The sequence below is a fragment of the Streptomyces gelaticus genome (assembly GCF_014649535.1).
GTDB classification, from domain to species: Bacteria; Actinomycetota; Actinomycetes; order Streptomycetales; family Streptomycetaceae; genus Streptomyces; species Streptomyces gelaticus.
The window spans coordinates 245,384-259,668 of record NZ_BMTF01000006.1; the positions used below are offsets into that span (position 1 = coordinate 245,384).

Consider the following 14,285-nt stretch of genomic DNA (forward strand, 5'->3'; position numbering starts at 1 on the left):
TCCCTGAGAAGGCTGCTTCCAGCCAATCGAGGGCAGGCGCCGCCGGATCCGCGGCGGGCCCGGCCGGGCCGGAAGGAGTCGTGAAGGCCCTCTTGACCGGAAGGGTGTTCGGATCCACGATCACCGCCATGACTTCCAGAGTCTCGTTGGTCGCCGCGGCACGCAGCTCCGCCCTGCTCGCCGAGCGCTTCGACGACGACCGGCCGCTCGACCACACCGGTCTGTACGAGATACGGCTCGCCGCGCCCGCTCTCATGCCGCTGGGCGCCGCCGAGTTGCGCTACTGCTCGCCGACTCCGCGCAGCCGCGCGACCGGCGACGCGCTCGGCTTCGCCCCGCTCGTCCAACCGGCCCTGCGCGACTGCGACATGGGCCGCTGGCGCGGCTGCACCCTCGCCGACGTCACCGCATGCGAACCCGCAGCGGTCGACGCCTGGCTCGCGGACCCGCGCTCCGCCCCGCACGGCGGTGAACCGCTGCTCGCGTTCATCTCGCGGATAGGGGGCTGGCTGGACACCCGCCCCGCATGCGACGGCGCCATCGTCGCCGTCGCCGAACCGGCGGTCGTCCGGGCGGCGCTCGTCTACGCGCTCAAGGCGCCGCCCTCGGCGTACTGGAACGTGGACGTCGGGCCGCTCTCCACCGTGACGCTCACGGGTGTGCCGGGCCGCTGGAGTCTCAGGCTCGAAGCGGGAGTGCGCTGAAATTTTCTGAAGGACTTTCCGGAGAATTCCGGGGAGCGCGAGGAGCCGGGCGCGGCGGTCGCCGTACAGTCCGCGGGCCCGTGGTCCGCTTCCGGAGCGGTCGGGCCGAACGGTGTCCGCGTCCGCTCCGGGAACGGGAGGTCCTGGTCAGCGTCCGGTGAGCGAACAAGGGCGACCGCTCGGGGCACCCCGGCACCGGTCGGCCGGGGGCCGTACGGGCCTCGCCGCCCCGGTCGCCGCGCACTGGCCGGAATTCGTTGCGGTGGGGCCGGCGGCGAGCAGCGCCGGGCCGCCGGGGCGTCCGGCGGACCCGGCGCCTCGTTCAGCCGTCCTCGCGCGAGCCGGTGAGGAGGGAGAGGGCCTCGGCGATGCCCGCCTCGGCGGTCGCCTTGTCGATACCGAGACCCGTCAGCACGCCCGCACCGTCCTCCTGCTCCAGCAGAGCGAGCAGGATGTGCTCGGTCCCGATGTAGTTGTGCCCCATCCGCAGGGCCTCCCGGAACGTCAGCTCCAGTGCCTTGCGGGCCGCGGCGTCGTACGGGACGAGATCCGGCAGCTCGCCGTCGACGGCGGGCCGCAGCGCCTCGGTCGCGGCCCGGCGGGCGGCCTCCAGTGTGACGCCCTGCGCCGTGATGAACGCGGCGCCCAGCCCTTCCGGCTCGCTGAGCAGCCCGAGCACCAGGTGCTCGGTGCCCACTTCGTCGTTGTGGGCCGCGCGGGCCTCGTTCTGCGCGGCCATCACGACGTTTCTGGCGCGCTCGGTGAAGCGGCTGAAACCCTGGCTGGGGTCGAGATCCGACACCTCGCCGGGATCCTTGGCCACGAACCGCTTCTGGGCCGCCTGCCTGGTCACCCCCATGCTCTTGCCGATCTCGGTCCAGGAGGCGCCCGAGCGCCGGGCCTGGTCGACAAAGTGGCCGATCAGATGGTCCGCGATGTCACCGAGGTGGTCCGCGGCGATCACTGCGTCGGAGAGTTGGTCGAGGGCGTCGGTGTGCACCTTCTTGATGGCCTCGATCAAGTCGTCGAGGCGTACGGGATGCGTCGGGCGTACGGGATTCACCATGTGTCAACCGTAGGTTGACGGCCCCTCGCTGTCAACCGTCGGTTGACAGCGAGGCCGATGGGGCGATGCGCCGCGGCATCAGCAGGGCGACTCCGATGCGTTGCAGAAGACGCATGCCTCCCAGTACGCCGGCGCGCACAGCACGCGGTGCCGTACGCACGAGGCCATGGCGGCCTCCTCCGGGCCGGGAAAGGGGGAAAGGGCGTTCTGTGGCTCGGCGTCGGCGGGGTCGAACGCCTCGACCATCTCCCGGTACTGCCGCAGGAACCCCTCGGCGAAGGGTGGTTCGTACCCCAGCTCGTCCCACCGGTGCCTGCGCAGGGCCAGATCGATCAGCCGCAGGACGAAGTCCTTCGCCGCGGCCTGCTCACCGGGGGAGCTGCCCCAGTCGATCTCCTCCAGGTCGAACCCGACCACCCCCCGCCCCACGGCACTCTGGTCCTGCAGGATCAGCAGGGTGGCGAAGCGGTACTCCCAGACGCTCTCGGCAAGATCGGACACGGCCAGCACGAGCACGTCGACGAAGACGTCCGTGCTCCCGTTGGACATGGACAGACTGCGGCCCCCGCCGTGGAATGTGTTCCCCATCCCGACACCGTAGCGAGCGGGGGCAGGGGCCGTGCGGCCGCCGGTACGACAGAGCGCGCCGCCCGGCGGGAAATGCCGGGCGGCGCGCTCGTTCAGCGGGTGCGGGTCAGAGAGTGCCGCAGTCCGCGATGGTGATCTTCGCGGACGGGCGGCCGCTCTGCGAGCCGAGCGCCTCGATCTTCTTGACCAGCTCCATGCCGGCCTCGTCGTCGACCTCGCCGAAGACCACGTGCTTGCCGTCCAGCCACGACGTCACGATCGTCGTGATGAAGAACTGCGAGCCGTTGGAGTTGGGGCCGGCGTTGGCCATGGACAGCTGGCCCGGCTTGGTGTGCTTCAGCTGGAAGTTCTCGTCCGCGAACTTGGCGCCGTAGATGCTCTGGCCGCCGGTGCCGTCGCCCCGGGTGAAGTCACCGCCCTGCAGCATGAAGTCGGGGATGATGCGGTGGAACGAGGAGCCCTTGTAACCGAAGCCCTTCTCGCCCGTCGCCAGCGCGCGGAAGTTCTCCGCGGTCTTGGGAACGATGTCGTCGAACAGCTTGAACGTGATCCGCCCGGCGGGCTCGTCGTTGATGGTGATGTCGAAGTAAACCTTGCTCGTCATGGAACCATCCTGACATCGACTCGTTCGGCGCGTACGGGCGGGCACGGCTGTCGGGCCCGCTCGGGCGGCGTCCGCCCGCTCGTGGCGCTCCCGCACGCGTGCCACGGCCTTTTCCGGAGCCCGGCCCGCGGTCCCGCGCCGGGACCCGTGGACGGGTGCACCTGGAAATACCCGCCCCTTCTGTTCCGGTCACCGGGGGAGTCGGGCGCCCGGACCGGCGACCGCTCACGTGCCGGGGTGCCGTCAGGGCTCCTCGTCAGGACGGGGCGAGGACGCAGAACTCGTGGCCCTCCGGGTCGGCCAGGCACGTCCACGGGACGTCGCCCTGGTCGAGGTCGAGGTCGGTGGCGCCGAGGGCCCGCAGCCGGGCGACCTCCGCTGCTCCGTCGTCACCGGGGTAGGGCAGCAGGCCGAGATGGACGCGGTCCGGCACGGTCTTCACGCCGGGCGTACGGAGGAACTCGAGATACGGGCCGATGCCCCTGGCGGAGCGCAGGACCGCACGATCGTCGGTCACCTCGTGCAGGGACCAGTCCGTCGCCTCACCCCAGAACCGGGCCATGGCCCGCGGATCCGCGCAGTCGACCACCACCGCGGCGATCGGCCCGGTGTCCCGGTAGATCTCCCGGGGCTCCAGCACGCAGAACTCGTTGCCCTCGGGGTCGGCGAGGACTGTCCACGGTACTTCGCCCTGGCCCACGTGGGCGGGCGTCGCACCGAGAGCCCCGAGGCGTGCGACCAGCTCCGCCTGATGGGCCGCCGAGGTGGTGGCGAGATCGAGGTGCACACGGTTCTTCGTCGTTGTCCTGGGTTCCGCGACGGGGACGGCGTCGACGCAGACGGCGACCGGGTCCGGCCGGACGGGGTCGCCGCCCGGCCCCACATGGGTGGTCACGCCGGTTTTGCGGGCACTCCAGCCGAGTGCCTGCGCCCAGAACCGGCCGACCGCCGAGTCGTCGAGAGCCTTTATGTTCACCTGAACAGGTCGCAGTGCCATGCCGGTGATCCTATGCACCCGCTCTGCGACGGCATCCGCACGCGCAGTCACCCGAGAGCAACCGCAAAGAAATCTTCGCAAGTAAATCTTTGCAAGCTTCTCTTTGCGGTCTACCGTGCTGGGTATGACAGAGATTCCTGCAGAGAAGGCCGTCGTACTCGACGCCAAGGGCCTGCGTGCACTGGCGCACCCGGTGCGTGTTCAGCTCCTCGGTCTGCTACGGCTCCATGGTCCGGCCACCGCCACGCAGCTGGCCGAGCGCCTGGGCCTGAACTCCGGGGCGACCAGCTACCACCTGCGGCAGCTGGCGGCGGCCGGTTTCGTCGCCGAGGACACCGAGCGGGGCAATGCCCGGGAGCGGTGGTGGCGTTCGGTGCACGAGCGCACCCGGTTGGAGATCGACGAATTCGCCGAGCGGGAGCCCGAGGCGGCGCTGGCCTATCTCCAGTCGATCCACAACACCTACACCCTGCGCAGCCAGCAGGCACTCAACGGCCTGCAGACAATGCCGCGGACATGGCGGGAGGCGTTCGACATGAGCGATGACGCGCTGCGGCTCACCCCCGCGCAGGCCCGGGAGATGCGGACGGAGATCTGGTCGGTGATCGACCGGTACCGGCGGGCGGACGGGGCGCAGGAGCCCCGGGGCGCCGAGCGGGTCTGGGTGAATGTGCATGTGCTGCCGGAGGTCGAAACCACCGAGCAGGACGCGGGCAACTGATGGCGGCCGCAGGGGCACAGAAGGCCGGTCTCACGCGGATGCGGCCACTGGCCGGGCTGCTCGCGGCGCTGCTGATCGCGCAGAGCGGCACCCGGATCTCGGCCATCGCCATCCCGTGGTTCGTACTCACCACGACCGGCAGCGCCACCCAGGCCGGGTTGGTCGCGTTCTGCGAGATGGGCCCGTACGTGGTGATCAAGGCGTTCACCGGGCCACTGGTCGATCGGGCCGGTCCGCGCCGCGTCTCCTGGGCTGCGGACGTCGTCAGCGCTGCTGCCGCCCTGCTGATCCCGTTGCTGCATCTCCAGGGCGTGCTGTCGTTCGGAGCGCTGCTGGCACTGGTCGCCGTCATCGGTGCCGTGCGCAGCCCCGGGGATCTGGCGAAGGAGGTCATGGTCCCGGAGGCGGCGGAGCGCTGCGGGCTGCCGCTGGAGCGGGCGACCGGTCTGGAGGGTGTGGTCGAGCGGCTGTCCGGGACCGTGGGTCCCGCCGCCGGAGGTGCCCTGGTGGCGCTGGTCGGGCCGATGGCCGGCCTGGGCGTCAACGCGGCCTGCTTCGCGGCGGGGGCACTGATCGTCGCCGTCGTTCTGCCGCGCGGCATGGGGCGGCCCCATGAACGCAGCGCGACGCAAGGAGCGGACGCGGGCACTGTGGAGGCCGGCTACTGGCGCAGCCTTCGACAAGGCTTCGCGTTCCTCTCCCGGGAGCGGCTGCTGCTGACGCTCAACGCGATGATCGGTGTCACGAATCTGCTGGACGCCGCATGTGTTGCGGTGTTCATACCCGTGTGGGCGAAGGAGTCCGGCCATGGAGCGGGCGCGATCGGACTGATCATGGTGGCGTTCAGCATCGCGGCGACCGCGGGAAGCCTTGCCGCGGCTGCGGTGGCGCACCGGCTGCGGCGCCGTCCGGTGTTCTTCCTCGGCTGGCTGGTCGCGGGGGCGCCGCGGTTCCTCGTTCTCGCGTCCGGGGCGCCACTGTGGGTGGTGGCGGTGGTCGTCGGCGCCGGCGGTTTCGGAGGTGGCTTCATCAACCCGATCGTCGGGGCGGTCACGTACGAGCGGATCCCGCCGGAGCTGCTGGGGCGTGTCCGCGGCATCGGTCAGGCCATGTCCTGGGCCGGGATTCCGCTGGGCGGCCTGCTCGCCGGCGTCGCCGTCACGGGCCTCGGCCTCACGCCGGTGCTGGTGGTCGCGGGCATCGTGTACTTCCTGACCACCAACCTCGCCGGTTTGCGTCCGGAATGGCGTGAGATGGACCGTCACCGCGGCAAGGGGCGAGCCGATTCGGCGGGGCCGCTCGCATCCGCCGACGCCGCCCAGCCGGCCTCATAGGGCCGGCCGCGCCGTCGCCCCGACCGGCGGTCACCCTGCGGTGCTCGCGGAGCGGCACCGCAGGGCGGACGTCCTCAGCCCTCCTGCGGGCCGACCTGGACGCTCGGCGCGGCCGACTCCAGAGCCAAAGGGCCGATTGAAGCGCCAAGTCTCGACGACAACCGCCGAACCGCCCGGCAAGCTTTGCATAAAAGTGCATGCATGCGTATAGTCATGCCATCGATGAGGAGGTTTTTCGATGGTGGTACGCGCAGCAGTGGCAGGGGCGAGTGGATACGCCGGCGGGGAGCTGCTCCGCCTCCTGCTGGTTCACCCCCAGGTCGAGATCGGGGCACTCACGGCCAACTCCAACGCCGGGCAGAAGCTCGGCGCGCTGCAACCGCATCTGCGGCCGCTCGCCGACCGGGTGCTCCAGCCGACCACCCCCGAGGTCCTCGCCGGGCACGACGTCGTCTTCCTCGCCCTTCCGCACGGACAGTCCGCCGCCGTGGCCGAGCAGCTCGGTGACGAGGTGCTGGTCGTCGACATGGGTGCCGACTTCCGGCTGAAGGACGCGGCGGACTGGGAGAAGTTCTACGGTTCCCCGCATGCCGGCACCTGGCCCTACGGTCTGCCCGAACTGCCGGGCGCACGTGCGGCACTCGCCGGTTCCAAGCGGATCGCGGTGCCCGGCTGCTACCCGACCGCCGTCTCTCTCGCACTCTTCCCGGCATACGCGGCCCGGCTGGCCGAGCCGGAGGCCGTGATCGTCGCCGCGTCCGGCACCTCAGGGGCGGGCAAGGCGGCCAAGCCGCACCTGCTCGGCTCCGAGGTGATGGGCAACATGTCCCCCTACGGTGTCGGCGGCGCCCACCGGCACACCCCCGAGATGATCCAGAACCTCAGCGCGGCGGCCGGGGAACGGGTCACGGTCTCCTTCACGCCGACCCTGGCGCCGATGCCGCGCGGGATCCTCGCCACCTGCAGCGCGAAGGCCAGGCCCGGGGTCACCGCCCAGTCCGTCCGTGAGGTGTACGAGAAGGCGTTCGCCGACGAACCCTTCGTCGAACTGCTCCCCGAGGGGCAGTGGCCCGCCACGGCATCCGTCCACGGTTCCAACGCCGTACAGATCCAGGTCGCCCACGACGAGGCGGCGGGCCGGATCATCGTGATCAGCGCCATCGACAACCTCGCCAAGGGCACCGCCGGCGGCGCCCTGCAGAGCATGAACATCGCCCTCGGACTTCCCGAGGACACAGGTCTTTCCACGATCGGAGTCGCACCGTGAGCGTCACGGCAGCACAGGGGTTCTCCGCGGCGGGCATCGCCGCGGGAATCAAGGAGAGCGGTAACCCGGACCTGGCCCTCGTGGTCAACCACGGTCCGCGTCGCGCCGCCGCGGGCGTCTTCACCTCCAACCGAGTCAAGGCCGCCCCCGTCCTCTGGTCGGAGCAGGTGCTCAAGGGCGGCGAGGTCACCGCCGTCGTCCTCAACTCCGGTGGTGCCAACGCCTGCACGGGGCCGAAGGGCTTCCAGGACACCCACGCCACCGCCGAGAAGGCCGCCGAGGTGCTAACCGGCCACAACGCCGGTGAGATCGCGGTCGCGTCGACCGGGCTGATCGGCACGCTGCTCCCGATGGACAAGCTGCTGCCCGGCATCGAGCAGGCCGCCGCCGCCCTCAGCGAGCACGGCGGCGAGAAGGCCGCCATCGCGATCATGACCACCGACACCGTCCACAAGACCGCCGTCGCGGGCGGCGAGGGCTGGACCGTGGGCGGCATGGCCAAGGGGGCGGGCATGCTCGCCCCGGGCCTCGCCACCATGCTGGTCGTCCTCAGCACCGACGCCGACGTGGACGCCGCCGGACTCGACTCCGCGCTGCGCGCCGCCACCCGCACCACCTTCGACCGGGTCGACTCCGACGGCTGCATGTCGACCAACGACACCGTGCTGCTGCTGGCCTCCGGGGCGAGCGGAATCACCCCGGACCAGGGCGAGTTCGCCGAGGCCGTACGGACCGTCTGCGCGGACCTGGCCCGCCAGCTCATCGGCGACGCCGAGGGCGCCTCGAAGGACATCCGGATCGAGGTCGTGGGCGCCGCGACCGAGGACGACGCCGTCGAGGTGGGCCGTTCCATCGCCCGCAACAACCTCCTCAAGTGCGCCATCCACGGCGAGGACCCCAACTGGGGCCGGGTCCTCTCCGCGATCGGCACCACGAAGGCCGCCTTCGAGCCCGACCAGCTGAACGTCGCCATCAACGGCATCTGGGTCTGCAAGAACGGCGGCGTCGGCGAGGACCGCGACCTGGTCGACATGCGCTACCGGGAGGTCAGGATCACCGCCGACCTCGCGGCCGGCACCGAGTCCGCCGTCATCTGGGCCAACGACCTGACCGCGGACTACGTCCACGAGAACAGCGCGTACAGCTCATGAGCGCGGCGCGGAAACACACCGCACTCCCGAAGGCGCAGATCCTCATCGAGGCACTGCCCTGGCTGACCCGGCACAACGGCAAGACCGTCGTCATCAAGTTCGGCGGCAACGCCATGATCGACGACGAACTGAAGGCGGCCTTCGCCCAGGACGTGGTCTTTCTGCGCCAGGCCGGCCTCAAGCCCGTCGTGGTGCACGGCGGCGGCCCGCAGATCAGCGCCCAGCTCGACAAGCAGGGCCTGGTCAGCGAGTTCAAGGCGGGTCTGCGCGTCACCACGCCCGAGGCGATGGACGTCGTGCGGATGGTGCTGGCCGGACAGGTCCAGCGCGAACTCGTCGGCCTGCTCAACGAGCACGGCCCGCTCGCCGTCGGCATGACCGGCGAGGACGCCCACACCATCACCGCCACCCAGCACCGGCCGAACATCGACGGCGAGCTCGTCGACATCGGCCGGGTCGGCGAGATCACCGCCATCGACACCGGGGCGATCCAGGCGCTGCTGGACGACGGCCGGATCCCGGTGGTCTCCTCCATCGCCCGCTCCGCCGACGACAACCATGTCTACAACGTCAACGCCGACACCGCGGCCGCGGCGCTCGCCGCCGCGCTGAACGCCGAGACGCTGATGGTCCTCACCGACGTCGAGGGGCTCTACGAGGACTGGCCCAACAGCGACGACGTGATCAGCCGTCTCACCGCGGCCGAGCTGGAGAAGCTGCTGCCGGAGCTCTCCAGCGGCATGGTGCCGAAGATGCAGGGCTGCCTGCACGCCGTGCGCAACGGCGTCGAGACCGCCCGCGTGATCGACGGCCGGGTCCAGCACTCGATCCTGCTGGAGATCTTCACCGACGAAGGAATCGGCACGATGGTCGTGCCCGACGCACAGCCCGACGCGCAGGGGGAGTCATGAGCAACCAGGAGCTCGCGCAGCGCTGGAGCCAGGCGCTGATGGACAACTACGGGACCCCGAAGCTGTCCCTGGTCCGAGGCGAGGGCGCCCGGGTGTGGGACGCCGACGGCACCGAGTACCTCGACTTCGTCGGCGGGATCGCGGTGAACGCGCTGGGGCACGCCCACCCCGCTGTCGTCGAGGCCGTCTCCACCCAGATCGCCTCCCTCGGCCATGTCTCCAACCTCTTCGTCGCCGAACCGCCCGTCGCCCTCGCCGAACGGCTGCTCCAACTCTTCGGCCGGACCGGCCGCGTCTACTTCGCCAACTCGGGCGCCGAGGCCAACGAGGCCGCCTTCAAGATCGGCCGGCTGACCGGGCGGACCCACATGGTCGCCACCGACGGCGGCTTCCACGGCCGGACCATGGGCGCGCTCGCGCTGACCGGCCAGCCCGCGAAGCGCGACCCGTTCCTCCCGCTGCCCGGTGACGTCACGCACGTCCCGTACGGCGACGCGGAAGCGCTGCGGGCCGCCGTCACCACCGACACCGCGCTGGTGATCATCGAGCCGGTCCAGGGTGAGAACGGTGTGGTCGTACCGCCCGCCGGGTATCTGGAGGCCGCCCGGGAGATCACCCGCGCCACCGGCACCCTGCTGGTGCTCGACGAGGTGCAGACCGGCATCGGCCGCTGCGGCCAGTGGTTCGAGCACCAGGCCCACCAGGGCATCGAGCCCGATGTCGTCACCCTCGCCAAGGGCCTGGGCGGCGGACTGCCGATCGGCGCGACCGTGGCCTTCGGCCCGGCGGCCGAACTGCTGAAGCCGGGTCAGCACGGCACGACCTTCGGCGGCAACCCGGTCGCCTGCGCCGCCGGGCTCGCCGTTCTGGACACCCTGGCCGCCGACGGCGTCCTGGCCCGGGTCAAGCGGCTCGGCGAGCGGATCCGGGAGGGTGTGGAGGATCTCGGCCATCCGCTGGTATCCCATGTCCGCGGCTCCGGACTGCTGCTGGGTATCGTGCTCACCGAGCCGCTCGCGCCCCAGGCGCAGCAGGCGGCTCAGAGCGCCGGAATCCTGGTGAACGCACCCGCCCCCGATGTTCTGCGGCTCATGCCGCCGCTGATCATCGGCGACGCGGAAGTGGACGCGTTGCTCCAGGCACTGCCCGGCGCTCTCGACGCGGCACAAGGGGACGGACGATCCGGAGAATGAGGCGACGACGATGACCGAGGCGCAGGAAACCGAGTACGGCGGGCCGTCCGTGCCGCAGACCCGCACCGCACGCCACCGCCGGATCGTGGACATCCTGAACCGGCAGCCGGTGCGCTCGCAGAGCCAGCTGGCCAAGCTCCTCGCCGACGACGGGCTGAGCGTCACCCAGGCGACGCTCTCCCGCGACCTGGACGAGCTGGGTGCGGTGAAGATCCGCAACACCGGCGGCGAGCTGATCTACGCGGTGCCCAGCGAGGGCGGCTTCCGCACCCCGCAGGCACCCCTGGGCGGGTCGGCGAAGGAGGAGCGGATGCGGCGGCTCTCCGCCGAACTGCTCATCTCCGCGGAGGCATCGGCCAACCTCGTGGTGCTGCGCACCCCTCCGGGAGCGGCACAGTTCCTCGCCTCGGCCATCGACCAGGCCGAACTGCACGACATCCTCGGCACCATCGCGGGTGACGACACGCTGATGCTGATCAGCCGTGACCCGGCGGGCGGTCAGGCGCTCGCCGATCATCTGCTGCGACTGGCCCAGAACGAGCGCTGAGCGGGCCGGTGCCGCAGGCTTTCGTCAGTAGCGCGTGATCGCGGTCGGGCCCGAGCGGGTCCCGATCGCGATGTGCGGACGGCGGACCGGGTCCACCCAGTCGAGGATCCGGTCCATCGCGGCCGCCGGTACGGAGACGCAACCGGCGGTCGCGCCACGCCCGTTGACGTGGAGGAAGATGCCCGCGCCACGGCCGCGCACCGGTCGTTCGTAGTTGAACCCGATGAGGAGCGCGCGGGCGTACTGCGTCGGATACGCGATCAGATGCTCCGCCTCGCCCGCCCGGCAGTCCCGGGGCCGAGGCTCCACCCAGCGGTTGTAGTCCCGCGCCGCGTTGTCCTGGCACCACCACGACCGGTCGTTGACCCGGCGGTACGGATGGACGGTGCCGGCCGGTGCGGGCTTGATCCCGAAGGCGTACGGCAGGTCGTACAGGCCGGTCGGCGTGGTGTTGGTGCCCTGTGTGCGCGAGGCCCCCTCGGCCAGGCCGTTCGCACCGAATCGGGCGGACGTCGATCCGCCCTTCACCCAGACCCCCCGGCGCAGATTCCACCAGGTGACGGTGCCCGTGGTGGAGCCCGCGGCCGGGGCCTCGGCCGTGATCAGCTGAGTGCCGCCGCCGGTGTCGGCCATCCGCTGGGGGAGCGGCGGCGCGGCGGCGGGCCGGGCCGCGACCGAGCCCGCCAGCGCGAGCAGTACCGAGAAGGCCACCAGAGATCTGCGCATGCCCCGGACGGTAGGCCCTGTGCCCGGCCGCCGCCCGTGGTTCTGCTCCGTACGGCTCAAAGACGTTCCGCCGGGCCGGACCGGGGCATGGCCGGCAGCGGGAGCGGCAGCCCCGGAAGCCCGTCGATGCTCGTCGCGATGTGCTCCTTCTTCTCGAAGTACGCACCGAGCGAGGCGTCGTCCTCGCGGGCGAAGCGCTGGGCGTGCAGCGGCCGGTCCTCGTCGTACGACATGAACGGCACCCCGTAGCCGCAGGAGTCCCGGATCAGTTCGGCCCGTACCACGATGACCGCGCGCAGCCCGTGGAGCCCGGGGTCCACGTCCGGGAAGCGGGCCAGCAGCGCGCCGAACCGCGGATCGTCACGGAAGACCGGCTCGCCGCGGCCGTGGATCCGCACGATGTTCGGCGGCCCCTGGAAGGCGCACCACATCAGCGTGATCCGACCGTTCTCACGGAGGTGGGCGACGGTCTCGGCGTGGCTGCCGGCGAAGTCCAGGTAGGCCACGGTCAGCTCGTCGAGCACGGCGAACGAACCGCTGACCCCCTTGGGGGAGAGGTTGACCGTGCCCTCGCCGCCCAGGGGCGCCGTCGCGGTGAAGAAGATGCGCTGCTCTTCGATGAAGGTCCTGATCCGTCCGTCGATCCGTTCATGTGTTTTCCCCATGGGGGTCATTGTCGGCGCCAACTCCGTTGGTGGCCAGGTGGTTTCACCTGGCGGGATGCCTCTTCGGGGGTGCGGGGCGACGGTCGCGGCTTTGACAAAACATGCATTGGTCTGCATAGTTATGCCTATCGGTGATCGCACCGTGAGCGGAGAGACGCGCGACCGGGCGGGAGTCCGGGAAGCGTGACCTCGCCCGTCCCCCAGCAGTTACGTCTCCGCCTCCCCGGCCCTCCACGCGGGGAGGCGGCCGCACACACCACCCTGTTCTTCCCGAGGAGCACGCAGTGAGCAACGGCAACGGCAACAGCGACGTACGCCTCTGGGGCGCCCGCTTCGCCGACGGTCCGGCCGAGGCGCTGGCCAAGCTGTCCGCCTCCGTCCACTTCGACTGGCGGCTCGCGCCGTACGACATCGCCGGTTCCCGTGCCCACGCGCGCGTGCTGAACAAGGCGAGCCTGCTCACCGAGGACGAGCTGAGCCGCATGCTCGCCGGTCTCGACCAGCTCGAAGCCGATGTCGCCGACGGCTCCTTCACCGGCACCGTCGCCGACGAGGACGTCCACACCGCGCTGGAGCGCGGACTGCTGGAGCGCCTCGGCCCCGACCTCGGCGGCAAGCTGCGGGCCGGCCGGTCCCGCAACGACCAGATCGCCACGCTCTTCCGGATGTACCTGCGTGACCACGCCCGGATCATCGGCGGCCTGATCGCCGAACTGCAGGGCGCGCTGGTCGGCCTCGCCGAGGCGCACCCGGACGTCGCGATGCCCGGCCGTACGCATCTGCAGCACGCCCAGCCGGTGCTCTTCGCCCACCATGTCCTGGCCCATGCCCAGTCCCTGTCCAGAGACGCCGAGCGGCTGCGCCAGTGGGACGAGCGGACCGCCGTCTCGCCGTACGGCTCCGGCGCCCTGGCCGGGTCGTCCCTCGGCCTCGACCCGGAGGCGGTCGCCGCCGACCTCGGCTTCGAGCACGGGTCCGTCGGTAACTCCATCGACGGAACGGCCTCCCGCGACTTCGTCGCCGAGTTCGCCTTCATCACCGCGATGATCGGTGTGAACCTCTCCCGGATCGCGGAGGAGGTCATCATCTGGAACACGAAGGAGTTCTCCTTCGTCACCCTGCACGACGCCTTCTCCACCGGCTCCTCGATCATGCCGCAGAAGAAGAACCCGGACATCGCCGAGCTGGCCCGCGGCAAGTCCGGCCGTCTGATCGGCAACCTGACCGGCCTGATGGCCACGCTGAAGGCGCTCCCGCTCGCGTACAACCGTGACCTCCAGGAGGACAAGGAGCCGGTCTTCGACTCCTGCGACCAGCTGGAGGTCCTGCTGCCCGCCTTCACCGGCATGATGGCCACCCTCACCGTCAACCGCGAGCGGATGCAGGAGCTGGCCCCGGCCGGCTTCTCGCTCGCCACCGACATCGCCGAGTGGCTGGTCAAGCAGGGCGTGCCCTTCCGCGTCGCCCACGAGGTCGCCGGTGAGTGCGTCAAGGAGTGCGAGCAGCACGGCATCGAGCTCGACGAGCTGACCGACGAGCAGTTCGCCAAGATCTCCGGGCACCTCACCCCCGAGGTCCGCACGGTCCTCGACGTGCCCGGGGCACTCGCCTCCCGCAGCGGCCGCGGCGGTACGGCCCCGTCGGCCGTGGCCGTCCAGCTGGCCGAGGTGAAGGCCGATCTCGCCGCCCAGCAGAGCTGGGCCACCGCGAAGAACTGAACAGGGCGGGGACGGCATCGGGGCGGGGAGCGGTCGTACGCTCCCCGCCTTCCGGTTTCGGTGAGCTGGGTTACGTTGACGGTGAGCGCACCC

General features: G+C 71.0%; 15 protein-coding genes. 9 read left to right on the forward strand and 6 right to left on the reverse strand.

Features of this window, described 5'->3' with window-relative positions; all coding sequences use genetic code 11:
- The first annotated feature begins 128 nt into the window (after positions 1–128).
- A complete protein-coding gene (locus tag IE107_RS11680; protein ID WP_189543657.1) occupies positions 129–704 on the forward strand; it encodes a histidine phosphatase family protein in 576 nt (191 codons plus the stop codon).
- Positions 705–1,026: 322 nt separating this feature from the next.
- Here IE107_RS11680 and IE107_RS11685 read toward each other — a convergent pair whose 3' ends face one another.
- From IE107_RS11685 to IE107_RS11700, 4 genes are all read right to left on the reverse strand, one after another.
- Entirely contained in the window at positions 1,027–1,770 is a 744-nt protein-coding gene (locus IE107_RS11685; protein WP_189543658.1) for a Clp protease N-terminal domain-containing protein, read from the reverse strand.
- Positions 1,771–1,848: 78 nt separating this feature from the next.
- A complete protein-coding gene (locus IE107_RS11690) occupies positions 1,849–2,358 on the reverse strand; it encodes a hypothetical protein (protein ID WP_189543659.1) in 510 nt (169 codons plus the stop codon).
- A gap of 106 nt (positions 2,359–2,464) precedes the next feature.
- Entirely contained in the window at positions 2,465–2,962 is a 498-nt protein-coding gene (locus IE107_RS11695; protein WP_189543660.1) for a peptidylprolyl isomerase, read from the reverse strand.
- A gap of 256 nt (positions 2,963–3,218) precedes the next feature.
- Positions 3,219–3,959, reverse strand: coding sequence for a VOC family protein (locus IE107_RS11700; protein WP_189543661.1), 741 nt, complete (start codon positions 3,957–3,959; stop codon positions 3,219–3,221).
- A 124-nt stretch (positions 3,960–4,083) separates the two neighbouring features.
- Here IE107_RS11700 and IE107_RS11705 point away from each other — a divergent pair, with 124 nt between their 5' ends.
- From IE107_RS11705 to IE107_RS11735, 7 genes are all read left to right on the forward strand, one after another.
- Entirely contained in the window at positions 4,084–4,680 is a 597-nt protein-coding gene (locus IE107_RS11705) for an ArsR/SmtB family transcription factor (RefSeq protein WP_189543662.1), read from the forward strand.
- Positions 4,680–6,014 (forward strand): MFS transporter, encoded by a 1,335-nt coding sequence (locus IE107_RS11710; RefSeq protein WP_189543663.1) that lies wholly within the window; start codon positions 4,680–4,682, stop codon positions 6,012–6,014. Before IE107_RS11705 ends, IE107_RS11710 begins: the two co-directional genes overlap by 1 nt.
- Positions 6,015–6,252: 238 nt before the next feature.
- Positions 6,253–7,281 (forward strand): N-acetyl-gamma-glutamyl-phosphate reductase, encoded by a 1,029-nt coding sequence (gene argC, locus IE107_RS11715; protein ID WP_189543664.1) that lies wholly within the window; start codon positions 6,253–6,255, stop codon positions 7,279–7,281.
- On the forward strand, positions 7,278–8,432 hold the full coding sequence (gene argJ, locus IE107_RS11720; RefSeq protein ID WP_189543665.1) for a bifunctional glutamate N-acetyltransferase/amino-acid acetyltransferase ArgJ: 1,155 nt from the start codon (positions 7,278–7,280) through the stop codon (positions 8,430–8,432). The genes argC and argJ overlap by 4 nt, the downstream gene beginning before the upstream one ends.
- The gene (gene argB, locus IE107_RS11725) at positions 8,429–9,343 is read left to right on the forward strand and encodes an acetylglutamate kinase (RefSeq protein WP_189543666.1); all 915 of its coding nucleotides are present in this window, start codon (positions 8,429–8,431) and stop codon (positions 9,341–9,343) included. The genes argJ and argB overlap by 4 nt, the downstream gene beginning before the upstream one ends.
- Positions 9,340–10,536 (forward strand): acetylornithine transaminase, encoded by a 1,197-nt coding sequence (locus tag IE107_RS11730; protein ID WP_189543667.1) that lies wholly within the window; start codon positions 9,340–9,342, stop codon positions 10,534–10,536. The genes argB and IE107_RS11730 overlap by 4 nt, the downstream gene beginning before the upstream one ends.
- Positions 10,537–10,546: 10 nt before the next feature.
- Positions 10,547–11,083, forward strand: coding sequence for an arginine repressor (locus IE107_RS11735; protein WP_072484461.1), 537 nt, complete (start codon positions 10,547–10,549; stop codon positions 11,081–11,083).
- Between the two features lie 24 nt (positions 11,084–11,107).
- Here IE107_RS11735 and IE107_RS11740 read toward each other — a convergent pair whose 3' ends face one another.
- Positions 11,108–11,809 (reverse strand): L,D-transpeptidase family protein, encoded by a 702-nt coding sequence (locus IE107_RS11740; protein WP_189543668.1) that lies wholly within the window; start codon positions 11,807–11,809, stop codon positions 11,108–11,110.
- 56 nt (positions 11,810–11,865) lie between these two features.
- Entirely contained in the window at positions 11,866–12,474 is a 609-nt protein-coding gene (locus IE107_RS11745; RefSeq protein ID WP_189543669.1) for a pyridoxamine 5'-phosphate oxidase family protein, read from the reverse strand.
- Positions 12,475–12,758: 284 nt separating this feature from the next.
- Between IE107_RS11745 and argH the strand changes: the two genes are divergently transcribed.
- Positions 12,759–14,192, forward strand: coding sequence for an argininosuccinate lyase (gene argH / locus IE107_RS11750; protein WP_189543670.1), 1,434 nt, complete (start codon positions 12,759–12,761; stop codon positions 14,190–14,192).
- Positions 14,193–14,285: the final 93 nt, after the last annotated feature.